The following is a 23213-nucleotide window of genomic DNA, read 5'->3' as shown; positions in this document are numbered from 1 at the left end:
TTGCAAGAAAACAGGTACTGGCAAAACCATATCTTGCAAATCCCGCGCCCATCAACCCGAAGAACTACGAACCAGATCAACGGCTTGCGGGTTGTTCAGGGCGGACTTGTTAAGTTACGGGTGCTTGTAGAAAAACGTAGTGCCGCACAACATTCCATCCGGCATCAGCGCGTAATCCGGCACCGTTCCCGCCCGCGTCCACCCAGCCCGCTGGTACAAGCGCTCGGCATCTCCTCCCGTCGCGGTATCCAGCACCAGAACGGTTTTCCCTGACGCACGCGCAGCATCTTCCACCGCCGCCAGCAACCGCTGCGCCATACCCTGACGCCGCACCTTTCGATGCACCAGCATCTTCGCTACCTCGCCCCGATGCGGCTGGTTCTCCGGCATGTCGGTGATGAGTTGGGCCGTGCCCACGATGGCGCCACCAGCATCCTCTGTTACCAGCAAAACCCTCTCGCTACGACCCACGCTGTCTGCCACGCCTCGCCAAAAAGCCATGGCCTTGGCGCGCGGCAAAGGCAACATGAAACTCACCGACGCACCGCCCTCCACGCAATCGATCAGAACCTCGGCCAACGCATCGATAGAAGCCGCGGCCTCCTCGGGGTTTAAACGTCGGATGGTGAATAACGGCGGAGCCAAAACAGGGTCGGTCATGGTTTTCTCAGGTGTTGGGGCCCAGAAACGGGCGAAGCGATCTTGGCATGAGGCGGCGACGCAGTAAGTCCAGACCCGACCCGCCGCGCATCCCCATGCTCAAGCCCCGCCGTCCCGCGGCACCACCCGCAGCACCCGCCCCTCTTTGTCATCCGTCAGCAGATACAGCGCCCCGTCCGGCCCGGCCCGCACATCGCGCATCCGCTGGCCCAGCTCGGTGAACAGCAGTTCCTGCGAGCCCGGCACGTCGCCCGCCATCGGCACCCGCCGCACCGATTTCTCCTTCAGCGCTGCGACGAACAGGCTGCCCTTCCATGCGGGGAAGCGGTCTCCGCCGTAGTACGCCATGCCGGCCGGCGCGATGGAGGGCGTCCACTCCAGCAGCGGCGGCGTGATGCCGGGCAGGGTGCGGTAGGGGGTGATGCGGGCGCCGGTGTAGTCGATGCCGCCGGTGGTCAGGGGCCAGCCGTAGTTGGCGCCGGGGACGATGCGGTTCAGTTCGTCGCCGCCCTTGGAGCCGTGCTCGTGCAGGTAGAGCCGGCCCGCTGGGTGGTTGCTGGGGTTGTGGTCGCTGCCGTTGCCGCCCTGCGCCGCGGCGGCGACGAAGACGAGGCCCTGCGGGTTGCGGTGGCCGCTGCTGTAGATCTCGGGCAGCGCGTCCTGGCGGCCGACGTAAGGGTTGTCGGCGGGCACGCTGCCGTCGCGGTTGATGCGGAGGGTCTTGCCCCGGTGCGTGTTCAGGCGCTGGGCCTCGGTGCGCTCCAGGTTGCCGTCGCCCATGGTGACGACCAGGGTGCCATCGCCCAGGAATGCCATGCGCGCGCCGAAGTGCTGGGCGTGGGTCTTGGCGGGCCGGGTGGTGAAGATGGGCTGCACCGCGTGCAGCCGGGTGCCGTCGAAGCGGGCGCGCACCACCCGCAGGTGGTTGGCCTGGGGCGTGCCGTGGGCGAAGGAGAGATAAATCCAGCCGTTCTTGGCAAAGTCCGGGTCGACCAGCACGTCGAACAGCCCCGCCTGGCCCTGCGCCAGCACCGGCGGCACACCCTCGACCGGCGCGGCGCGCAGCACGGCGGCGCCGGCGGCACCGCGCTCGATCAGCCGCAGCCGGCCAGCGCGCTCGGTCACCAGCATGCGGCCGTCGGGCAGGAAGGCGAGCGACCAGGGGAACTCCAGGCCCTGGGCGACCGGTTCGATGCGGTAACTAGGCGCGGCTGCGGCAGAGGTGTCGGCTCGGGCCGGCAGGTGCGCGGCCCATGCGGCGCAGGCCACCATGACCGCCAGCGCCAGGGCCGGCCGCCGGCGCATCGAAAGCCCCTGCGCGGGCGGCGGGGCAAGGTTCACGGATGGGCAGGGCGTGTGCATCATCGGGGCAGTATCGCCAACACCCACCGCCATGTCCGCATCAAAACCCCTCACTGCACTTTGGCGCCAACGCCTGCTGGCCTTCGGCGCGGCGCTGCTGCTGGCCACCGCCTGGGGCACGCTGGTGCAGACCCAGATCAACCTGACCGCGTTGACCTCGCTGGGCGTGGAGGTGCCGCTGTCGGTGCGCGCCCGCACCTCGGCGCAGGACCTGGCGGGCTTCGGGCCGGTGTATGCGGGGATCGTGCTGGCCGCGTGGCTGCCGGCCTTCGGCATGGCCGCATGGCTGGCGCGGGGCAATGCCGCACGGCGCGGCTGGCTCTACCCGCTGGCGGCCGGCGTGGGCCTAGTGGTGGCGATCCGGGTGGCCGATGCGGTGGCGCCGATGCCGGTGCTGATCGACGCCACCCGCAGCACCGCCGGCCTGCTGGCGATGGCGCTGGGGGCGGTGCTGGGCGGGGGTCTGTTCGTGCGGTTGACGCGGTAGGGCGGCAGTGCAGGCGCGGCTCTACCTGTGAAGGCCCAATAGGTTATTGCGGATGTTCACCCGGAGAGGTTTTGAGAGACTGGAAATTGTCAAAACCCAGTCCACTCAAATTCCAAGCCGGATGAACACTCATAAGAACGCCCGATTGACTTACCTTCGTCATTGGAGGTGGTCCACCACATCACTGAGCGTGGCGCAAGCGCAGCAGATGCGGCGCTTAAACATGGCGTCAGCGCAGTCACTGCGCGCAAGTGGCTGGTGCGCTATTTCGCCGATGGCGCCGCAGGCCTTCTGGACAAATTCTTGCGTCCCCGAGAAGTCTCCGCGGAGCATCGACCCACAGGCACTGGCCATCGTCGAGCTGCGACGCAAGCTCATCCTGTCAGCGCGCATCGCGTCGTACATGGGCGTGTCCCGGGCCACCGTCAGCCGGGTACTGCGTCGAGCCGGCCTCTCGCGACTGAGCGACCTGCGCCAGAACGAGCCGGTCCAGCGCTACGAACGCGAATGCTCCGGCGAGTTGCTGCGCATCGACATCAAGAAGCTCGGACGCTTCAACAAGGTCGGCCACCGCATCACCGGAGACCGCACCCAGCGAGCGCGAAATATCGGCTGAGACTTCGTCTTCGTGGCTGTGGACCACCACAGTCGCATGGCGTTCACGTAGCTCTACCCGGACGATACCCGGCACAGCACAGAAGCGTTCCTGCGGGCGGCCGTAGGCTACTTCGAATGTCAGCGCGCCCATCCAGCGAATGATGAGCAATAACGGCATGGCCTTCCGGTCTCCGTTGTTCGACGCGTCCTCCCTGGAACTAGGCATCACCCCAAAGTTCACCGGGACCTATCGGCGGGAGACCGGCGTAAGTCACAACGCTTCATCCATTAGGCGCTGCGCTAGTGGGCCTATGGGCAGGCATATGCCAACTCAGAACAGCGTCGCGCAGCACTGCCCGTGTGGAATTACTTCTAAAACTGACGTAAACCACGCCATGGCATCAACCTTGTGCCTCCCATGTCGTTTCTCTCGATGTCTTGAAAGAACTTTTTGACCTCCACAGATAGTACGCAATCCGCTCACGAGTGCGCTGGGCGACGCGCTGCATGCGGTGATGTACGGCGACGGGCACAACCTGCGTCGGATCCTGGCCGCGCTGCGACTTTTTTGCGCCCGCTTTGGGCTATCGATGCAGGCGGTCATTGCCGCGTTGATCGATGCCCCAATCCGGCAATGGCCTACCTGCAGCTAAAAGCCGAACTTTTCAGAGCAGACTAATCAATATTTACCCGTTGAAATTAACTTGACACTTATTTACGTAAGATTAATTTATTAGACTAATTTTTTACATTTTACAATCGCTCAATTATTGAATTATGAAAAAATTCATATTTGCATTATTTATCGCGATGACAGCTCAGTCGAGTTGGGCAATAGGATACCTCGATACTTGGACGACGTATGAGCGTTATGTTGGATGGTCATGCGTTCCAAATTCAGACGAAATTGTCGGTATTCATATTTACGCCAGCGGCGTCTATATCGGCGGAGGAAATGCTGCTCTTACTAGGGAGTTTGCAGTTGCACAAGCATGCAATAGTTCACACTCCAACCACGGATTTGATATTCCAGTTAATGTGCCCGCCAATTTTCGCGATGGCACGATGAGAGATGTAGTTGTCTATTCTATTCATTCAAATGGAACAAGCGCGCCACTCACTAACGTCCCAATGCGGATTCGATTTGATGCGCTCCCAGGACGAGCACGGCCGCAAAATCTTGGAGACATTGTCGGACGGGATTTTGGATATGGCTGGGCTCCGCTTGATTACTTTGGGCACATTGGAATCTGGGACGGAAACAGTGTGATTGAAGCTATTGGTTCCGCTGATGGTGCCGACACCTTAAAAATTACAGCTTGGGAGAATTTTTCCAACTCTAGCAACGGCTGGCCAGTGAAAGTCCCTGTGGTAAAAGATTTTGCGCAAGAATATTGCTCTAGTACGACATGTCCTCTTGGAAACAGCACCACATTCTGGCCTTGGATTGCACCTGGTAGTAGACATGTAGGCCCAGAAAGGGAAATCGCGGCAAAGCGAGCATATGTTTCCTATTTGATTGGCGCATCCTATACGCGACTAGGCAGCTTTACACCAACTCAGCAAGGGACTGGAAGATATGCTATTGAAACATGCAATCCCTTTAAGAAAGACCAATGCCGCCCTCCTTTCATCCAAACAAAGCCAGCAAGGGGAACTTACCGCTGTGAAACATTCGTAATGCATAGTTATGCTGCTAGCGCAATTGGCACGGGGTACGCAACGCCCGAACAAAAAATAGCTTCTTGGAATCCAAACCGCCCACCTGAGTGGGATCGCCAAATGCAGTGGATGATGTCACCTGCGAGACTCCGGACGCCACGCACTATGTACGATAACTTTGGAACATGGAATTACTGATATGAATAAACGCCATACAATTGCAGGGTTTACTGTGTTACTGATTTTTGGTGTATTGGCAGTATTTAACGATTCCAGCCCGTTTCATTATTCGAAATACACCTCGAGTTCTGATTCTCGCGCTCAGGCTGAAAAAAACAGTACATATCCTGCAAATGTGTCTGGCGTTTTCCGCGCATCAGAGTCAAAAAGTCTTGCGTACTCGAATAAAATTGATATTTTTTCGGCCCCTGAGTATGCAAATTATTCAGAATCAGAAAAAATCGAGATTTGAGCAGAGCACAATTATTTGAAACCTCCAGAAGCACAAACGACCGGCAACTTAAAGAGATCCAAAAAAAAGCTCACAGCGACGGCCTCATAAGCCAAAATGAGTATTTTGGCGAACTAGCTCATATGTTGTCTGCAAGCTCACCAGAAAGCTTAGAAATATTTAAGGAAATTTCAAAATCAGAAAATTCTTATGGCATTGAGGTTATGTTTGCTTCGCTAGCAAACAATGACATATGGCTTAAAACACTTTCGAATGCTGAGCGGTCAAGCGTTTTAGCTCAACTCGAGGAACTGAAGCCAAAGTTCTCTGGGGATATGTCAGCACTGGGCATGTCTGATGTCTATAGGTACGATCATTGGGTAAAATCGATTGAAAAAACATATGGCAATGCAAACTTCGAAGATTTCCTTGCAAAGAATATTTTCGAAAAAGCTGCGGAGCCAAGGGAATTTTTAGCTCTTATCCATGGTGGTTACGTAGATCGACTTAAAGCTGGTAACTTTCCGGTGGTTAACTTCGTTGATCGAGTAGTGGCCGATTACCATCGCAGCTATCCAAATAACGATTCAGCAAATATTATTTTAAATAAAAAAAATACCGATCGAAATTGACTGCATGCCTTTTACAATCTAAGTAGCGCATTATGAATTTATGAAAAATCTGTTACGGGACAAGCACTTACGATAATTTCATGGCTTACGAAAAAGTTTAAATAACCTATGCACATCAGCGGGCCAGGGGAAATTTCATAACACGCTCCAGTTCGGTTGATTGATGGACGCAGCGTTTGCAAGGTATGGTTTTGCCAGTACCTTTTTCTTGCAAATTTCTCCAAGGAGTCCGGTGGGTCCGAAGCCTTCGCAGCCGCAAACGGCCGAACTGTTCCGTCTATGGCTGGACGAACAGATCAACATGAAGCACCCGCTGGTCCGGTTGGCCGCGCGGATTGACTGAATCGAGATTAGGCGCACGTTCGCGGCATCGTTCACGTCCGGCCGTGGCCGGCCAGCACTGCCGCCGCCGCTGATCGCCGGGCTGCGGTACCTTCAGCACACCTTCGATGCTTCCGACGAGGCCTTAGTTAATACTTGTGTGGAAAACCCATACTGGCAGTTCATCTGCGGCGAGACCAACCTGCAGACCGAACTGCTCATTGACCCGTTAGGCCTGACGCGTTAGAGAAGGTGCATTGGGAAGAAGGCGTGGAAATACTGCTGGCGACCAGAATCGACACCACCCGGCGTGGAGGCGTGACCAGGCGAGTGTGCAGTTCAGAGCGGACTGAGAAGTCCTTTATAGGTGCAGCTCTTCGAAGAAAAGTGGCCACGGCCGGCGCTGCTTGCCGATCACCAGCTATTACTTTTATAGCGACCGGGCGGCTATGGGCGCTGCACCCCGCCCCCCGCGGCGGTCCAGCCCTGCGCTGACCACCGCCAGCGCCAGGCCGCCGGCCGTCAGCAGCGCCGCCACCCAGCCCAGGGCCCCCAGGCCCGGGCCATGGTCGATCACCAGGCCGCCGGTGGCCGCGCCCAGGGCGTTGCCCAGGTTGAAGGCGGCGATGTTCAGGCTCGACGCCAGGTTCTGCCCGGCGCCGGCCGCCTTCTCCAGCACCCGCATCTGCAGCGGCGCCACGGTGGCGAACGCGGCCACGCCCAGCACCACGAAGTACACGCCGGCCGGCGCCGGGCCGTGCAGCGCCAGCGGCATCGCGGCCAGCACCAGGGCCAGCACCGCCAGCGATCCCAGCACCGCGCGCAGCGCGCCCCGGTCGGCCCAGCGGCCGCCCAGCAGGTTGCCCGCGGCCATGCCGGCACCGAAGAGCAGCAGCACCACCGACACCCCGCCCTCTGGCACGCCGGCCATCCGGGTCAGCAGCGGCTGCACGTAGGTGTAGAGGGCGAACACGCCGGCATAGCCCAGCACCGTCATGCCCAGGCCCAGCAGCACCTGCGGCTGCAGCACCGCGGCCAGCTCGTCGCGCAGGGCGGTCAGCGGGCCGGGTGCGTCGCCGTCGCGCGGCACGAAGCGGACCAGCACCACGAAGGCCAGCACGCCGATCGCGGCCACCGCCCAGAAGGTGGCGCGCCAGCCGTAATGCAGCCCCAGCCACGCGCCGGCCGGCACGCCCAGCAGCGTGGCGGCGGTCAGGCCGGTGAACATGATCGCGATGGCCGACGCGCGCCTGTCGGCCGGCACCAGGCCGGTCGCCACCACCGCGCCCACGCCGAAGAAGGTGCCGTGCGCCAGCGAGGTGACCACCCGCGCCGCCATCAGCGTGGCGTAGTCGGGCGCCAGCGCGCAGGCGATGTTGCCGAGGGTGAAGACGGCCATCAGTGCCAGCAGCACCGTTTTGCGCGGCAGCCGCCGGGTGGCGATGGTGAGCACCGGCGCGCCGACGGCCACCCCGAGCGCGTAGCCCGAGATCAGCAGCCCGGCGGCGGTGAGCGACACCTGCAGGTCGGCCGAGACCTGCAGCAGCAGGCCCATGATGACGAATTCGGTGGTGCCGATGCCGAAGGCACCGGCGGTGAGGGCGAGTAGGGCGATGGGCATGGTGGAGCGATGGTCCGGGGAAACCCTGCAGGTGACTAGCCGGCCCGCAGGACGTAGATTCGTGAATCCGATTCACAGACCGATCCAGCAGAAGGCACCCGCATGGCCCGCCCCGATGTCAACCGCTCCGGCGAGATGGAAGTCTTCGTGCAGATCGTCGAGCGCGGCGGCTTCTCGGCCGCGGGCCGCGCGCTGGAGATGACGCCGTCTGCCGTCAGCAAGCTGGTCGCCCGGCTGGAGGCGCGGCTGGGGACCCAGCTGGTGCACCGCTCCACCCGCCGGCTGCAGCTGACGCCCGAAGGCCGCCAGTTCCACGACCGGGCGGTGCAGGTGCTGGCCGACCTGGACGAGGCCGAGCGCTGCGTCGCCTCGGCCGCCGCGCCGCGCGGGCGAGTGAGCCTCAACACCAGCGTCTCCTTCGGCCACCGGGTGCTGCTGCCTTTGCTGCCGCGCTTCCTGGCGCGCTACCCGCAGGTGACGCTGGACATCGCCCTGACCGACCGGGTGGTCGATCTGATGGAGGCCCGCGCCGACGTGGCGGTGCGCTGGGGCGCGCTGCCCACCTCCGACCTGGTGGCGCGCCGGCTGGGCGAGACGGCGCAGATGATCCTGGCGTCGCCCGGCTACCTGGCCCGCCACGGCACGCCGCGGGTGCCCGACGACCTGCGGGCCCACAACCGGCTGTGGTGGAGCTACCGCCGCGCCGCGCCCGACTGGCCGCTGCGGGTGGGCGGCCGCATCGTGGAGATCCCGGTGGCCGGCACGGTGCGCGCCGAAGACGGCGAAACCCTGCGCCGGCTGGCCATCGCCGGCGTGGGCCTGGCGCGCCTGTCGCGCTACCACGTGCAGCACGACCTGGACGCGGGCCGGCTGGTGCCGGTGCTGGAGGCCTTCAACCCCGGCGACCGCCAGCCGATCCACGCGGTCTACCTGGGCAAGCCGGGCCGCCTGCCGGCACGGGTGCGGGCGGTGCTCGACTTCCTGGCCGAGGAGGTGACGCAGGCGGTGCTGGATGCCGGGGGCGATCCCGCCCCCGGCTGATGCCGCTTACGGCTTGCTGCGGTCGAACAGCGCCTGGTCGAAGCGCAGGGTGACCATCTCGGTGTCGTCGGGCTGGCCCGCGCGGCGGCCGTCCTCGGTGGGGTAGTTGGTGTCGATCGCCACCGCCAGGGTGTAGGCATCGACCACCTCGACGCTCTCGATCGAATCGAACGGCATGGTGAAGCGGCCGGCCGGTGCGCCGGATGCGCCGCCGCCGATGTTTTTCGGGTCGGAGATCTGCAGCAGGTCGACCAGCAGCGTCTTGCGCAGCGCGCCGTCGGTGTCCTTCACGTTCAGGTCGACCAGGTAGAGGCGCTTGACCACCGCCTTGGCGCCCCACTGGGCATCGCGCTCGATCAGCACGTAGCGGCTGCCGCCGACGTTGGTCATGTCGCCGATGACGATCGCGTTGTCCTTGGCGGTGCCGTCCTTCTTGTAGACCAGGGTGGCGCCGGTGTAGCGCGACGCGGCGGGGTCGAACTCGAAGAAGTTCAGGTAGCGTTCGTCGTCGGCCACCGGGCGCAGCGTGGCGACCGAGGGCGCCGCCTCGGGCACGGCCCAGAGGCGCGAGCGGTCGGCGTTGAAGGCCAGGCTCTCGAAGCCGCGGCTGGCGAGAGATGTGGCCGTCGCGCGCCCGGCCAGCACGTCGGGGTGCGACGGGCTGCGCAGCGTCGGGTGGGGCACCGGGTCGGCCATCAGCGTGCCGGCGGCGTCGAAGTGCAGGATGTACGGGCCGAACTCCTCGCCGACGAAGTAGGTGCCGTCCGGTGCGCGGGCGATCGACTCGACGTCGAAGTCGAAGCCGGTCAGCAGCCGGCCACTGCGGATGCGGGCATCGACCGGGCGGGCGCTCTCGACCACCTTGTTGTCGGTGACGGTGGGGTAGTTGGCGTAGTCGGCCACGATGCGCAGGTCGACGCCCTTGCCGTCCTTCAGGAACCCCCTGGCGTCGTTGAAGCCGACGAAGCGGTTGAGCCTGACCGGGCCGGGCGTGGCGGTGCCGTTGCCGGCGGTGCGGAAATCGACGCCGATGTTGTAGAAGCCCAGCAGGTAGTCGGGCGAGTTGGCCTTGCTGCCGTAGCCGTTGTCGGGCAAGGCCGTCCATGTGCCGTCGGCGTTCTTCAGCAGGCCCGAGAAGCCGGGGATCGGCTGCGCATCGACGAAGGGCGGCGTGACGCCCAGCGACGCGGTGATGAACTGCCCGGTGGTCGGACCCGGCCAGCGCGCCGCGGCCGGCAGCGCGGCCCAGCCGGTCAATTGGTGCGGCAGGCCGGCCTCGGGCGTGGGCGACGGGGTGAAGTCGGGGCCGTTGCCGTCGCTGCCGCCGCCACAGGCGGTGAGCGCCGCGGCGCAGAGCAGGGTGAGCGGCAGGCCGCGGGAGAAGGTGCGGGCGAGCAAGCGGGAAGCGCGGGGCCGGGCGGCGAAAGGCATGGAAGCTCCAGAGGACGGGTACCGCGGATGTTGGGCGATGCGCATGACGGGGGCATGACGCTGCCCCGCCGTGCTTCGCATCCGGCCGGCATCGCCCCCCGGACGGCAGCCGATCGGCCTCGCGCCTCCGCGGCGGGTTCCTACAGCGCCCGCCGGGCGTGCGGCCTATGCTGGTCTCCACCAAACAGGAGCTTTCCCATGACCGATTCGCAGAACACCACCCCCACCACTTCCGAAGAAGAGACCGCGCAGATGCTGGAACAGGCCCGCACCGAAGCCCAGGTTCGCGTCGCCGAGCTGCATGTCGAAGAAGGCACCGTCCGCTCGGAAGAGGGCCAGAACTCGCCGAGTCCGGAAGACCACGACTGATTGCACTGACATCCGAGAAGCGGTGAAAGCCGGGGGCCATCACAACAAAAATTAGCCGAATTCGAATGTATGCAATTGAAACCCTGTGTTTCAATACGCACCCGAGCAGATTTTGCGCCGGTTGATCAACACACATTCGGAGTCGTGATGTCCAAACTTCTGACCCACACGCGCCGGCTTGGGCGCATCGCCTTGCGCGTACTGCCCCTAGCCGCCCTGCTCGGTGCCGGTAGCGCATCCGCACTGCAGATCAACGAGTTCCGTGTGCGCGGCCCCAACGGCGCCAACGACGAATACATCCAGGTCATCAACGAGACGGCGGTGGCGGTCACGGTCGCTGCGTCGGGCGGCACCGGTTTCGCGATCGCCGCGTCCGATGGTGTGGTCCGGTGCACCATCCCCGACGGCACGGTCATTCCGGCGCGTGGTGCCTATCTCTGCGCCAACAGCGTGGGCTACAGCATCTCCGGCAATCCCACCGGCGCAGCGGACGCCACCTACACCACCGACATTCCGGACAATGCCGGCATCGCACTGTTCAACAACAACCTGGGCGGCGGTTCCTTCACGCTGGCCAACCGCATCGACGCGGTCGGTTCGACCAGCGAAGCCAACACGCTGTACAGGGAAGGCGCGGGCTATCCCGCCCTCACGCCGTTCTCTATCGACTATGCGTTCACCCGCGACCGCTGCGGCAAGGGCGGGTCGATCGCGAATTTCGCGGCCTGCAGCGGATCGGGCGTGCCGCTGGACACCAACAACAATTCCGCCGACTTCGTGTTCGTGGACACGAACGGCACCTCCGCCGGCGCAGGCCAGCGTCTGGGCGCGCCCGGTCCGTCGAACCTGGCGGGCCCTGTCGGGGGTACGGTGATCACCAATGCGGTTTTCGACAACTGCGCAGCGACCACCGCAGGACCGAACACGGTGTACGACGGCACGAGCGTGCCGGCCCAGAATTCGACCTTCGGCACGATCGACATCCGCCGCACCTTCACCAACACCTCCGGCTTGCCGCTGACCAGCCTGCGGTTCCGCGTCGTCGATATCACGACCTTCCCTGCGCCTTCGGGTGTGGCCGACCTGCGGCCCCGTACGTCCACGAATCTCGCGGTTACCGTGGACCGTACGCCGTGTGGTGCGACCACGAGCAGCGTGACCGTGGCCGGCACCACACTGGACCAGCCACCATCGCAGCCCAATGGGGGCGGGTTCAACTCCACGCTGTCGGTTCCGGCCGTGTCGCCGGGCACGCCACTGGCGGCCGGCGCATCGATCGATGTGCGTTTCCTGCTGGGCATCCAGCAAACGGGCTCGTCGCGCTTCGCTGTTCTTGCGGAGGGATTGCCGGTCGGAGGCACCCTGTTCCAGTTCAGCGGTTGCGCCGGAGTCACCTGTCCGACGGTGTCGTCGATCGTCAGGGCGTCACCCTCGCCATCGGCCGCCAACACGGTCACCTACACGGTCACCTTCAACCAAAGCGTCACGGGTGTCGACCCCAGCGATTTCGCACTCGCGGCGACCGGGGTGGCCGGCGCGGCGATCACCACGGTCACCGGTGCCGGAACGACCTACACGGTCACCGTGAACACCGGCACCGGCAACGGCACCATCGGCCTGAACCTTGTAGATGACGACAGCGTCGTCTCCGGCGGTGTTGCGCTGGGCGGCGCCGGAGCAGGTAACGGCAACTTCACCGGCGAGGTCTACACGATCACCCGCGCTGTCGTGAGCGGCACCACGTCCATCCCTACGCTGAGCGAATGGGGCTTGATCCTCATGTCGCTGTTGATGGGTCTGATGGCATGGCGATTTCAACGCAATCGCGGTTGAAGCCGGCTCGACACCCATCCCCGGAAAGCCCGCGCAACGCGGGCTTTTTTTTGGCGCGCCATGGTCTAAGGTAAGAAAGTGCCTGGCTGCCCGCCCTCAGCGCGGCGCCAGGATCGCCACCGTGATCCGCGACACACAGGTCAGTTCGCCCGCATCGTTGTGCAGGTCGATCTGCCAGACCTGGGTCGTGCGGCCCAGGTGCACCGGGCGCGCGGTACCGGTCACATGGCCCTCGGCGGCGGCGCGCAGGTGGTTGGCGTTGATGTCGAGGCCCACCGCGCGGTGGCCGGGCGTGCAGCTGTAGGCCGCGCCGCAGGAGCCGAGCGTCTCGGCCAGCACCACCGACACGCCGCCGTGCAGGATGCCGTAGGGCTGGCGGGTGCGGCGGTCCACCGGGATCCGGGCGCGCAGGAAATCCGGGCCCACCTCCAGGAATTCGACGCCCAGCGTCTCGTTGACGGTGCCGGCGCTCAGGGCGTCGAGGATCTCGACCGATACGGGGGTCTTCCAGATGGACATGGTGGCTTCTCGGGATGCGGGGACGAGGGGTTCGAGCGAAAAGCGGCCAGGACGCGCACTGCGCCGCGGCTACTTGCTATGAAAATAGAAGCACGCGACCCCGGGGCGATGCCTGGGCCGCGACAGGCGGCCTATTTTGCCCCGAGCGAATGTCGCGGCCGTGGCACCGGCGGCCGGTGCCTCGTCTACCGTCCAGGCCGCCCGTGCCCGAGAAGGGTATGTCTGTATGGGCATGCGAACGGATCGCACCAGAATCGGCCGATGCATCTGCACCCGGATGCAACCTGCGCCCCATAAGGAGACAAACCATGGCGTTCCCGAGGATTTCCGTTGGCCGCGGCGGCGGCTCCCTGCCCGGACGGCGGCCCGTGCCGGCCGCCTGGGCCGCGCTCGCGGCCGGCTGCCTGGCCGCGGCGCTGCCGCTGGCCGCACAGGCGCAGGCCGAGGCGTGGCCGGCCAAGCCGGTGACCATCGTCGTGCCCTTCCCGGCCGGCGGCGGCACCGACGTGTTCGCCCGGCCGCTCAGCGCGGCGCTGACCAAGCAGTTCGGCAGGCAGTTCATCATCGACAACCGCGGCGGAGCCGGCGGCACGCTGGGCGCCGGGGTGGCCTCGCGGGCGGCGCCCGACGGCTACACCTGGTTCCTGGGCGGCGCGCACCATGCGATCGCGCCCTCGATGTACCCGAAGCTCGACTACAACCTGGAGAAGGACTTCATCCCGGTGGCGCTCGTCTCCAGCGTGCCGCAGGTGATCGTGGTCAACGGCCAGAAGCTGCCGGCCGCGACCGATCTCAAGTCGCTCATCGCCTACCTGAAGGCCAACCCCGGCAAGGTGAACTACGGCTCGGCCGGCAACGGCTCGGCCCACCACCTGGCGGGCGAGCTGTTCAAGATGCAGACCCAGACCGACATCTCGCACGTGCCCTACCGCGGCGCAGGCCCGGCGCTGGCCGACCTGGTGGCCGGGCAGATCGACATGATGTTCGACGGGCTGGGATCGTCCTCGGGCTACATCAAGTCCAACCGGCTCAAGGGCCTGGCCGTGGCCAGCGAAAAGCGCGCGCCCGGCTTCGACGCCCTGCCCACCACCGCCGAGAGCGGCCTGCCCGAGTACCGGGTCTCGACCTGGTACGGCATGTGGGTGCCGAAGAACACGCCGAAGGACGCGGTCGAGAAAGTGACCGCTGCCCTGCGCCAGGCACTCGCCTCCGACGAGGTGAAGACCGCCTGGGCCAACGTCGGCGCCGAGCCGCCCAACCTGTACGGCCCCGACTTCGGCAAGTTCGTGACCAGCGAGATCCAGCGCTGGGGCGTGGTGGTGAAGGATTCGGGCGCCAAGCTGGAGTAGGCGGGCATACGCTATCGAATAGATAGCACGTAGCCGGCGCCGCACGCCGGCCACAGCCCTTTTTCCTTTCGAAAATCGATGCCCCGGGCGCCCGGGCTACCATCGTCCGATGCCCGCGCCCGACCTGCCCCGCCTGCCCGACGACATCAGCCTGCGCAAGCTCGAGGTGCTGATCGCCTTCATGGAGACCGGCAACCTGGCGCGCGCCGCCGAGCGGCTGGGCACCAGCGCGGTCAGCGTGCACCGGGCGCTGCATTCGCTCGAGGACGGCGCCCGCTGCGCGCTCTTTCGCCACCAGGGCCGCAACCTGATCCCGACCGAGGCGGCACAGGTGCTGGCCGAGGTGGCGCGCGAGGTGCTGGCCACCCTGGCCGACGGCCTGCGCGCCACCCGCGCCGCCGCCGGACAGGCCGATGGGCACATCACGCTGGGCGCCCTGTACTCGCTCACCATCCAGGCGGTGCCCGAGGTGATCGTCGCCCTGCGCCAGCGCCTGCCCGGCCTGCAGGCCGAGCTGGTGCTGGGCAGCAATGCCGAACTGCTCGACCGGCTGCGCCTGGGCACGCTCGACGCCGCGCTGATGGCGGTGCCCGCGGCCGAACACGGCATCGTCACCGTGCCGCTGATGGAGGACGACATGTTCTTCGCCGCCCCGCCCGGCTCGCCCTACGCGGCGCAGGCGGACATCGACCTGCGGCACAGCGCCCACGAGCGCTTCGTCTCGCTGGGCGAAGGCTTCGCCACCCAGCGCGGCTTCGACGACGCCTTCGCCGTCGCCGGCTTCGCACCCGACATCGCGATGCGGGTGGGCGACGTGTTCACCCTGGCCAACCTGGTCGGCGGAGGCGTGGGCTACAGCCTGCTGCCCGGCCGCATGCGCCCCATCTTCCAGCACAAGCTGCAGTTCATCCCGCTGCAGACCCCCTACCGCGCCCGGCAGCGGATCGGGCTGTCGTTCCTGAAGGCGCGGGAACGCGACGGGGATGTGCTGGCGCTGGTGGCGGTGTGCCGGGCGGTGGTGGGCCGATGACGCGGCAGCAAGGGAAACTGCGGAGGAAAGCCCCCCACTTCTGACTGCTGGGCCGCCGACGAAGGAACACAATGCATGAACAACTTTTACAAAAAGGTGCACCATGCGCTCCCCCCTCACGGTTCGACAGCAACTGACCCTGGTGTTCGCAGTGCTCACGGCACTGATCCTGTTCGTGGCGGGCTTCGGCATCTACGCGCTGGGTGACGCGAACCGCGGGTTCGACAACTACGTGCACGGCATCGACGCCCGTGCCAGCAAGGCGGCCGACCTGCGCACCGCGATCGACGAACGGGCGATCGCCGCACGCAACATCGTGCTGGCGACCAGCCCCACCGATGCGCAGGGAGAGAAGACCCGCGCGGTGGCGGCCCACGAGAAAGTGCAGGCCCACCTGACGGAGCTCAAGCGGATGGTCGCCTCGGCCGCCGACACCTCCGACCAGGCGCGCACCCTGGTCGCCGACATGGACCGCATCGAGAAGGCCTACGGGCCGGTGGCGCTGGCCATCATCGACCTGGGCATCCGCGGCGAGCGGGAGCAGGCCACGACCAAGCTCAACGCCGAATGCCGGCCGCTGCTCGACCAGATGTCGAAAGCCGCCGCGTCGTATGCCGAACTCACCGCCCGCACCGCCCAGCGCCTGACCGACGAGGCGACGACGCGGCTGAGCGGCGAGCGTGTGGCGCTGATCGCCGCCTGCCTGCTGGCGGTGGCCGCCGCCGTGGCCGCGGGCGTGCTGATCACCCGCCGGCTGATGGGCGCGCTGGGTGCCGAGCCGGCCGACCTGCGACTGGTGGCCGAACGCGTGGCCGCCGGCGACCTGAGCCCGGTCGACACCTCGGGCCGGCTGCCGGCGGCCAGCGTGCTGGCCTCGCTCGCGCGGATGCAGACCAGCCTGGCGGGCATCGTGCACGAGGTGCGCAACGCCTCCGACTCGATCGCCACCGGCTCGCACCAGATCGCCACCGGCAACGCCGACCTGAGCCGCCGCACCGAACTGCAGGCCAGCGCCCTGCAGGAAACCGCCGCCACCATGGACGAACTGGGCACCACCGTGCGCAACAACGCCGACAACGCCCGCCAGGCCAGCACCCTGGCCCAGGGCGCCAGCGGCGTCGCCGGCAAGGGCGGCGAGGTGGTGCAGGAGGTGGTGCACACGATGCGCGACATCAGCGCCAGCTCGCGCAAGATCGCCGACATCATCGGCACGATCGACGGCATCGCGTTCCAGACCAACATCCTGGCGCTCAATGCGGCGGTGGAAGCCGCCCGCGCCGGCGACCAGGGCCGCGGCTTCGCGGTGGTGGCCGCCGAGGTGCGCAACCTGGCCCAGCGCAGCGCCACCGCCGCCAAGGAGATCAAGCAGCTGATCACCAGCAGCGTCGAGCAGGTCGACCGCGGCGCCGTGCTGGTCGACCGGGCCGGCACGACGATGGCCGAGATCGTCACCGAGATCCGCCGCGTCAGCGACATCGTCACCGAGATCAGCGCCGCCAGCGCCGAGCAGAGCACCGGCGTCTCGCAGGTCGGCGACGCCGTCACCCAGATGGACCAGACCACCCAGCAGAACGCCGCCCTGGTCGAGGAAGGCGCCGCGGCCGCCGAGAGCCTGCGGCTGCAGGCCCAGCGGCTGGTGGAATCGGTGGCAGTGTTCCAGGTGCCCGGCAGCGTGGGAGGCCGCGCCTTGCCGGCGCACGGGGCGGCGGTGCCGCTGCCGCCGGGCGTCGCCGGTGCGGCGCGCCTCGCGCTGCGGTGAGGCGCCGGGCCGGCCCGGCGTGGCGCTCGCCCGCTGCGGCGTAGCACGAGCCGCAGCGGCAGCATCGACGCCAAGCCACGCCCCGGTCGGGATCGACCGCCGCCGCAGCCGGCGCCTGAGCGGCAGCCGCTACCGTCAGCCGACCCGCTTGCGCATGAACACCGTCGCCTGCGGGTTGTCGTTGTAGCGCTCGCAGGCCTGGTAGCCGCGCTGGGCGTAGATGCGCAGCGCGCTCGTCAGGTCGTCCTTGCTGTCGAGGTAGATCCAGGTGGCGCCGGCCTCGTGCGCGTGCGCCTCCATCGCATCCAGCAGCGCGGCGGAAATGCCCCGTCCGCGGTAGGCGGGCCGCGCGTAGAGCCGCTTGCATTCGAGCGCCGAACCCGCGGGCGTACCTTCCAGGGGCAGCTGCCGCAGCGCCACGCAGCCCGCCGGCACGCCGTCCACATAGGCCAGCCAGGTCGCGTCGGCCGGATCCGCCAGCGACCGCGCGATGTCGGCCGGCGTGTCGCGCTTGACGACGGCGAGCGCTTCGAAGTATTCGTCGAGGAGGGTGTGCAGGTCGGCGGCGTGGGTGGGCTGGGCGCGGAGGATGTTCATGGTTGGCGGCTAAGAAAGAAGGCTGCAAGGCGACAGTATGAATACCCTGAACGGTCCACCCTGGATGCCCACGCCACGCGCCCGCCACACCCTCAAAACACCATCCCCCCCGACACATCGACCGTCGTACCGGTGATCCAGCCCGCGTCGTCGGATACGGCGAAGGCCACGGCGGCGGCGATGTCGGCGGGCATGCCTACGCGGCCCAGGGGGGTCTTGCCGACCAGGAAGTCGGCCATGTCCTTGGCCGATTCGGCATTGCCCTCGGTCTTCACGAAGCCCGGCGCGATGCCGACGACGCGGATGGCGCGGGGTCCGAGCTCCAGGGCCAGCGACCGGGTGAGCGTGTCGACGGCGCCCTTGGTGGCCGAATAGACGTGCACCACCGGGTACGGGCTCTTCGCCAGGCCCGAGCTGATGTTGACGACGACGCCGCCGGCGGGCAGCACCCGGGCCGCCGCCTGGGTCGCGAGCAGCAGGCCGCGCACATTGAGCGCGAAGTGCTCGTCGAAGCTTTCGGCGCTCAGCGATTCGAGCGAATCGACCTTGTAGACGCCCGCGTTGTTCACCAGGATGTCGAGCCGGCCGAAGTGCGCGACGGCCGCATCGACCAGCGGCTGGATCTGCGCGGGCTGCGAGAGATCGGCCTTCACCGCGACCGCATGGCCGCCTGCCGCGGCGATGCGCTGCACCACGGTATCGGCGTCTTCTGCGCTGCGCGAATAGTTGACGACGACCGCGGCGCCGTCGCCGGCGAGCCGCTCCGCGATGCCGGCGCCGATGCCCTTGGACGAACCGGTGACGATGGCGACCTTGCCTGTGAGCTTGCCCATGGATGTGTCCTGACGTTGGGGGATGAAGGATGCGACCCGGAGCGGGTGGCACGCCCTGACGATAGGCACTTCGTACCGCCGGATAAAGCCGGTTCGGCGGGATGCGGCGTGAAGCTGCACTTCATAATCGCGCGATGTCCGCCGACCTGCTCGCCCCCATCGCCGCCTTCGCGCGGGTCGCCCACCATGCGAGCTTCACCCGGGCCGCGGCCGAACTGGGCGTGTCGCCCTCGGCGCTGTCGCAGACGCTGCGCAAGCTGGAGCGCGGCCTGGGCGTGCGCCTGCTCGACCGCTCGACACGGCGCGTCGGCGTGACCGAGATCGGCCAGCGCTTCCTGGCGCAGGCGCGGCCCGGCCTGGACGCGCTGGCGCTCGCCATCGACGGCCTGGACGAATCGCGCGACCGGCCGGCGGGCCTGCTGCGGCTGAACCTGTCGCGCACCGCGGCCGACATCGTGGTGCTGCCGCACCTGGCGGATTTTCTGGCCGCGTTTCCCGAGATCACGCTGGAGCTGCACTGCGACAACGCGCTGCTCGACATCGTCGACGGCGGCTTCGATGCCGGCATCCGCCTGGGCGAGAACCTGGCGCAGGACGTGGTGGCGGTGCCGCTGGGCGGGCGGCACCGGATCGCGACGGTGGCATCGCCGCGCTACCTGGCCGGTCGCACGCCGCCGCGGGTACCGCAGGACCTGGCCGGCCACCGCTGCCTCAACGCGCGGCTGGGTGGTGGCATCTACCGGTGGGAGTTCTCGCACAGGGGCCGCGATATCGAGATCGACGTGCCGGGCCCGCTGGTGTCGAACGACGGCGACACCCTGCTGGCCGCGGTGCGTGCGGGTGTCGGCATCGCCTGCGCGTTCGAAGTGCAGGTGCACGACGACATCGCCGCCGGCCGGCTGGTGCCGCTGCTCAAACCCTGGTGGCCGACGTTTCCCGGCTTCTACCTGTACCACCCGAGCCGGGCGCACATGCCGCGCAAGCTGCGGGTATTCATCGATTTTCTGCAGGCGCGGATGGCACGGTGAAGGCCTAACTCAGAAACTGTGCCCCATACCCGCATAGACCGCCCGCTGCGACCGGCCCGCCCCCGGCCCGTTGACCGACACGTCGGCCGCGAAGTTGCCGTTGCCCGCGTTGTTCACCCCGCCCAGCGACGCGTACAGGAAGGTGCGCTTCGACAGGTAGTAGTCCGCCCCCACCATCAGGAGCGTCGCCTTGCCGTCCACCCGGTCGGTGTCGACACGGTAGGCCGCACCGATCAGCTGCAGCGCCCCGTTGACGTCGTAGCGCACCCCCACCCAGCCGTGCTTGACCTTGGTCGGGCCGGTGACCGGCCCGTCGCCCGCGGTGATGTGGTCGTAGGCGGCAAACACCTTGGCCGGGCCGAACCGGTAGGTGCCGCCGACGATGCCTTCCTTCGAGAAGGTGTAGGGGTTGGTGTAGAGGCCGTTCTGGTCGCGCCGCTGCGAGTAGATGCCGCGCAACTCCAGGTCCTGGTGGATGTAGCTGACCGACACGCCTGCGGTGCTGAGCGGCTTGGTGCTGCCGACCTGCTCGCCCAGGCCGATCTGGGCGGTGGCGTTGAAGCCGGCCAGGTCGGGGGTCGAGTACTCGATGACGTTGCTGGCGCCCTGCCAGTTGCGGCCGCGCACGAGGGTCGAGCTGCTGATGAACTGCTGGCCGGTGGGGTCGAGGTTCCAGACGTCGTTGCTGATCAGGAGGTTCTTGCCGAGCCGGAAGCTGCCCCAGCTGGCGCTGGAGAGGCCGACGTAGGAGCGGCGGTTGAAGAACGCGGCTCCGTTGGTGTTGCCGGTCTTCAGGCCGAAGCCGCTCTCGAGCAGGAAGTTGGCCTTGAGGCCGCCGCCCAGGTCCTCCGAGCCCTTGAAGCCGAGCATGCTGGTGCCCCACTGGTTGTCGGCGGCGCGGGTGAGCGATCCGGTCTGGCCGGTGGTGGTGTCCCGGATCTTGTCGACGTACTCGACGCCGCCGACGACGCGGCCGTAGATGGTGACGCTGGACTGGGCCCAGGCCGCGGGCGCGAGGGCCGCGGTGCCGGCGGCGGCGGTGGTGGCGAGGGCGAGGGCGAGGGCGAGGGCGAGGGTCTTGAGCGCGCGTTGCAGGTGGGGGTCATGGTCTCGGTCTCCTGTTGTGAATCGTTCTGGGTCGTCCGGGCAAGGCTGCGCCTCCGTCGGCTGGGAGGGCCGATCGCGGATCCGGATGCGCGCAAACGGGTGGTGTGCAGCGTGTGACTGCCGCACTGCTGAATACAGGGGGCCTGTTGGGTTGCCATCCACCGAACCCGGCAAGCGTTGGCCGGTGGCGAATAGCCGCTTTTGCAGACCGATCGGCTGCAAATGTAGAAATCATTCCGATACCAGGCCAATCGTTTTTTCGGACGAACCGATACCGATCGCTGGATTCTGGAAAACCCCATGCGCATCCGGCGCACGGGGAAGAAGCCGCTTCAGGGCTGCTTGCCGAACTCCGCGTGCACGCGTGTCCAGGCCCGCGCCTGCTCACTCAGGCTCAATCCCAGGCCCGGGCGCGTGGGTACCAACATACGCCCGTCGCGAATTTCGAGCCGCTCGTTGAACAGGGGCTCCAGCCAGTCGAAATGTTCGACCCATGGCTCCGTCGCATAAGCGGCGCCGAGATGCACGTGCAGCTCCATCGCGAAATGCGGGCCGAGCATCAGGCCGGCGTTCTCGGCGAGCGCAGCGATCTTCAGGAACGGCGTGATGCCGCCGACGCGCGGGCCGTCGGGCATCAGGTAGTCGCAGGAGCGGTTGCGGATCAGCTCCTGGTGCTCGGCGGCGCTGGTCAGCATTTCTCCGGTGGCGATCGGCGTGTCGAACGCAGCGGCCAACGCGGCGTGGCCTTCGAAGTCGTAGGCGTCGAGCGGCTCCTCGATCCACACCAGATCGAACCGTTCCAGCGCGCGGCACATGCGCTGCGCGGTGGGTCGGTCCCACTGCTGGTTGGCATCCACCATCAGCGGTGCCGCATCGCCCAGGTGCTTGCGGACCGCCTCTACCCGCCGCATGTCGAGCGCGCCGTCGGGCTGGCCGACCTTGAGCTTTATGCCGCCGATGCCGCGTTCGCGAGAGGCTTGTGCATTGACCAGCAGCTGGTCCAGCGGCGTGTGGAGGAACCCGCCGGAGGTGTTGTAGCAGCGGACCGAGTCGCGGTGTGCGCCGAGCAGCTTGGCCAGCGACAGACCGGCTCGTCGGGCCTTCAGGTCGTAGAGCGCCACGTCGAATGCGCCGATCGCCTGCACCGCCATGCCGCTGCGCCCGACCGATGCGCCGGCCCAGCAGAGTTTGGTCCAGATCTTGGCGATGTCGCTGGGGTCTTCGCCGATCAGCGCCGGCGCGATTTCCTGCGCATGGGCGAACTGCCCCGGCCCGCCGGCACGCTTGCTGTAGCTGAAGCCCAGCCCTTCGTTGCCATCCTTGGTACGGATTTCCGCAAAAAGCATGGCGATCTCGGTCATCGGCTTCTGCCGGCCGGTGAGCACCTTGGCATCGCTGATCGGCGTGGCCAGGGGCAGGTAGCAGGAAGAGATACGCACCCAGGCGATGCTGTCGCCGGGCACGGAGGCGGGAGAAATGGAAGAGGTGGTCACGATGTTCTTGCGGGAATGGAGAAAGCGACACGCGTTCAGTCGATGGTGATCTTTCCGGTCTCGATCACCTTCTTCCATCGGGCGTACTCGGCTTTCTGGAAGGCGGCGAACTCGGCCGGCGTGTTGGCGACCAGCTCGAATCCGATCGCGGTGAACGGATCCTTCACTGCGGGGTCGCGCAGCGCCTCGGTGAACGCCTGGTACGCCTTGTCGCGGATCGCGGGCGGCAGTCCCTTGGGCGAGGCGATCGCCTGCCACGAGGTGACGACCACGTTGTCCACGCCCGACTCGGCCAGAGTCGGCACATCGGGCAGCACGGGCGACCGCTTGGCACTGGTGATCGCCAGCGGGCGCATCTTTCCGGCCCTGATGTACTGCACCACGGCGTTGATGTTCTGGAACGAGGCGTCCACCTGGCCGCCCATCAGGTCGGTATGGGCCGGCGCGCCGCCCTTGTACGGCACATGCACGCCGTGGGTCCCCGTCTGCTGCCAGAACAGCTCGGCGGTGAGATGGTCGCTGGTGCCGTTGCCGGCCGAGGCGAAGCTCATCTTGTCCGGGTGGGCCTTCAGGAACGCGATCACATCGGCCACGCTCTTGTGCGGCGACGCGGTGGGCACCACCAGCACGTTAGGCGACTGCACGGCCACCGTGATCAGGTCGAAATCGTTCGACGGGTCGTATTGCAGGTTCTTGAGCAGATGCGGGGCAATGACCAGCGGGCCGAGCGAGGTGACGAAGAAGGTGTAGCCATCGGCCGGTGCGCGCTTGACCAGTGCCGCCCCGATCGTGCCGGCCGCTCCGGCCCGGTTGTCGACCAGGAACGACTGCTTGAACCGGTCGCCCAGCCGCGGCGCCAGGGCGCGGGCGACCTGGTCGGTCGAACCTCCAGGCGGGAAGGGCACGACCAGCGTGACCGGCTTGGCGGGCCATGCCGTCTGCGATTGCGCGGTGAGGGCCGACACACCGAGCACGGCTATGGCAATGAGCTTTTTCATGGATGTCTCCTGTGGTTTGAATAGCCGAGCATG

The 23213-nt window shown here is 66.4% G+C and carries 22 protein-coding genes and 2 pseudogenes; 14 read left to right on the top strand and 10 right to left on the bottom strand.

The features are described from left to right. Window positions 1–114: 114 nt before the first annotated feature. Together ASE76_RS07240 and ASE76_RS07235 are read right to left on the bottom strand one after the other, a co-directional pair. Window positions 115–660 (bottom strand): GNAT family N-acetyltransferase, encoded by a 546-nt coding sequence (locus ASE76_RS07240; RefSeq protein WP_055836992.1) that lies wholly within the window; start codon window positions 658–660, stop codon window positions 115–117. Between the two features lie 99 nt (window positions 661–759). Further along, on the bottom strand, window positions 760–2001 hold the full coding sequence (locus tag ASE76_RS07235) for a PQQ-dependent sugar dehydrogenase (protein ID WP_201781845.1): 1242 nt from the start codon (window positions 1999–2001) through the stop codon (window positions 760–762). Window positions 2002–2053: 52 nt separating this feature from the next. On the opposite strand from ASE76_RS07235, the gene ASE76_RS07230 reads away from it, so the two are divergent. The 7 genes and pseudogenes from ASE76_RS07230 to ASE76_RS19940 all read left to right on the top strand — a co-directional run. Then, window positions 2054–2509 carry a hypothetical protein gene (locus tag ASE76_RS07230; RefSeq protein ID WP_055836986.1) on the top strand — a complete coding sequence of 152 codons (456 nt, stop codon included), beginning with the start codon at window positions 2054–2056 and terminating at the stop codon, window positions 2507–2509. 168 nt (window positions 2510–2677) lie between these two features. Next, complete coding sequence (locus tag ASE76_RS20955; RefSeq protein ID WP_201781844.1) at window positions 2678–3268, top strand: leucine zipper domain-containing protein; 591 nt, start codon at window positions 2678–2680, stop codon at window positions 3266–3268. Window positions 3269–3576: 308 nt separating this feature from the next. Continuing rightward, window positions 3577–3759 (top strand): annotated as a pseudogene (locus tag ASE76_RS21135) (IS5/IS1182 family transposase); the annotation flags it as partial. A 124-nt stretch (window positions 3760–3883) separates the two neighbouring features. Beyond that, on the top strand, window positions 3884–4966 hold the full coding sequence (locus ASE76_RS20500; protein WP_156362576.1) for a hypothetical protein: 1083 nt from the start codon (window positions 3884–3886) through the stop codon (window positions 4964–4966). A gap of 1 nt (window position 4967) precedes the next feature. Beyond that, window positions 4968–5240 (top strand): hypothetical protein, encoded by a 273-nt coding sequence (locus tag ASE76_RS20495; protein ID WP_156362574.1) that lies wholly within the window; start codon window positions 4968–4970, stop codon window positions 5238–5240. Next, window positions 5237–5851 (top strand): hypothetical protein, encoded by a 615-nt coding sequence (locus ASE76_RS20490; RefSeq protein ID WP_156362572.1) that lies wholly within the window; start codon window positions 5237–5239, stop codon window positions 5849–5851. Before ASE76_RS20495 ends, ASE76_RS20490 begins: the two co-directional genes overlap by 4 nt. A gap of 232 nt (window positions 5852–6083) precedes the next feature. After that, window positions 6084–6502 (top strand): annotated as a pseudogene (locus ASE76_RS19940) (transposase); the annotation flags it as partial. A gap of 100 nt (window positions 6503–6602) precedes the next feature. Here ASE76_RS19940 and ASE76_RS07220 read toward each other — a convergent pair. Further along, window positions 6603–7793, bottom strand: a complete 1191-nt coding sequence (locus ASE76_RS07220) for an MFS transporter (RefSeq protein ID WP_055836983.1) — start codon at window positions 7791–7793, stop codon at window positions 6603–6605. A gap of 102 nt (window positions 7794–7895) precedes the next feature. Between ASE76_RS07220 and ASE76_RS07215 the strand changes: the two genes are divergently transcribed. Further along, entirely contained in the window at window positions 7896–8834 is a 939-nt protein-coding gene (locus ASE76_RS07215; RefSeq protein WP_055836980.1) for a LysR family transcriptional regulator, read from the top strand. A gap of 6 nt (window positions 8835–8840) precedes the next feature. Here ASE76_RS07215 and ASE76_RS07210 read toward each other — a convergent pair whose 3' ends face one another. Further along, window positions 8841–10265 carry an esterase-like activity of phytase family protein gene (locus ASE76_RS07210; protein WP_055836977.1) on the bottom strand — a complete coding sequence of 475 codons (1425 nt, stop codon included), beginning with the start codon at window positions 10263–10265 and terminating at the stop codon, window positions 8841–8843. Between the two features lie 198 nt (window positions 10266–10463). Here ASE76_RS07210 and ASE76_RS20485 point away from each other — a divergent pair, with 198 nt between their 5' ends. Beyond that, window positions 10464–10634 (top strand): hypothetical protein, encoded by a 171-nt coding sequence (locus tag ASE76_RS20485; RefSeq protein ID WP_156362570.1) that lies wholly within the window; start codon window positions 10464–10466, stop codon window positions 10632–10634. Between the two features lie 147 nt (window positions 10635–10781). Then, window positions 10782–12467, top strand: a complete 1686-nt coding sequence (locus ASE76_RS07205) for an IPTL-CTERM sorting domain-containing protein (protein ID WP_156362568.1) — start codon at window positions 10782–10784, stop codon at window positions 12465–12467. Between the two features lie 96 nt (window positions 12468–12563). Here the strand turns inward: ASE76_RS07205 and ASE76_RS07200 are convergent, their stop codons facing one another. Further along, on the bottom strand, window positions 12564–12986 hold the full coding sequence (locus ASE76_RS07200; RefSeq protein WP_055836971.1) for a hotdog fold thioesterase: 423 nt from the start codon (window positions 12984–12986) through the stop codon (window positions 12564–12566). A gap of 308 nt (window positions 12987–13294) precedes the next feature. Between ASE76_RS07200 and ASE76_RS07195 the strand changes: the two genes are divergently transcribed. From ASE76_RS07195 to ASE76_RS07185, 3 genes are all read left to right on the top strand, one after another. Further along, window positions 13295–14335 carry a tripartite tricarboxylate transporter substrate binding protein gene (locus ASE76_RS07195; RefSeq protein ID WP_055836968.1) on the top strand — a complete coding sequence of 347 codons (1041 nt, stop codon included), beginning with the start codon at window positions 13295–13297 and terminating at the stop codon, window positions 14333–14335. A gap of 109 nt (window positions 14336–14444) precedes the next feature. Beyond that, window positions 14445–15365 (top strand): LysR family transcriptional regulator, encoded by a 921-nt coding sequence (locus ASE76_RS07190; RefSeq protein WP_055836963.1) that lies wholly within the window; start codon window positions 14445–14447, stop codon window positions 15363–15365. 103 nt (window positions 15366–15468) lie between these two features. Next, complete coding sequence (locus tag ASE76_RS07185; protein ID WP_055836960.1) at window positions 15469–17124, top strand: methyl-accepting chemotaxis protein; 1656 nt, start codon at window positions 15469–15471, stop codon at window positions 17122–17124. 135 nt (window positions 17125–17259) lie between these two features. Here the strand turns inward: ASE76_RS07185 and ASE76_RS07180 are convergent, their stop codons facing one another. Continuing rightward, complete coding sequence (locus ASE76_RS07180) at window positions 17260–17721, bottom strand: GNAT family N-acetyltransferase (RefSeq protein WP_055836957.1); 462 nt, start codon at window positions 17719–17721, stop codon at window positions 17260–17262. A 92-nt stretch (window positions 17722–17813) separates the two neighbouring features. Beyond that, window positions 17814–18554 carry an SDR family NAD(P)-dependent oxidoreductase gene (locus ASE76_RS07175; RefSeq protein WP_055836954.1) on the bottom strand — a complete coding sequence of 247 codons (741 nt, stop codon included), beginning with the start codon at window positions 18552–18554 and terminating at the stop codon, window positions 17814–17816. A 134-nt stretch (window positions 18555–18688) separates the two neighbouring features. Here ASE76_RS07175 and ASE76_RS07170 point away from each other — a divergent pair, with 134 nt between their 5' ends. Then, window positions 18689–19582, top strand: coding sequence for a LysR family transcriptional regulator (locus ASE76_RS07170; RefSeq protein ID WP_055836951.1), 894 nt, complete (start codon window positions 18689–18691; stop codon window positions 19580–19582). A 9-nt stretch (window positions 19583–19591) separates the two neighbouring features. On the opposite strand, the gene ASE76_RS07165 is transcribed toward ASE76_RS07170, so the two are convergent. The 3 genes from ASE76_RS07165 to ASE76_RS07155 all read right to left on the bottom strand — a co-directional run bounded on the left by ASE76_RS07165 (window position 19592) and on the right by ASE76_RS07155 (window position 23180). Next, complete coding sequence (locus tag ASE76_RS07165; protein WP_055837016.1) at window positions 19592–20677, bottom strand: porin; 1086 nt, start codon at window positions 20675–20677, stop codon at window positions 19592–19594. Between the two features lie 344 nt (window positions 20678–21021). Beyond that, complete coding sequence (locus ASE76_RS07160; RefSeq protein ID WP_369793387.1) at window positions 21022–22182, bottom strand: mandelate racemase/muconate lactonizing enzyme family protein; 1161 nt, start codon at window positions 22180–22182, stop codon at window positions 21022–21024. Between the two features lie 35 nt (window positions 22183–22217). Further along, complete coding sequence (locus ASE76_RS07155; RefSeq protein WP_055836948.1) at window positions 22218–23180, bottom strand: tripartite tricarboxylate transporter substrate binding protein; 963 nt, start codon at window positions 23178–23180, stop codon at window positions 22218–22220. Window positions 23181–23213 lie beyond the last annotated feature (33 nt).

This window comes from Xylophilus sp. Leaf220 (genome assembly GCF_001421705.1).
Taxonomy (GTDB): Bacteria; Pseudomonadota; Gammaproteobacteria; order Burkholderiales; family Burkholderiaceae_C; genus Xylophilus.
The sequence above is the reverse complement of the archived record's forward strand: the minus strand, read 5'-3'. Positions and strand labels throughout refer to the sequence as shown.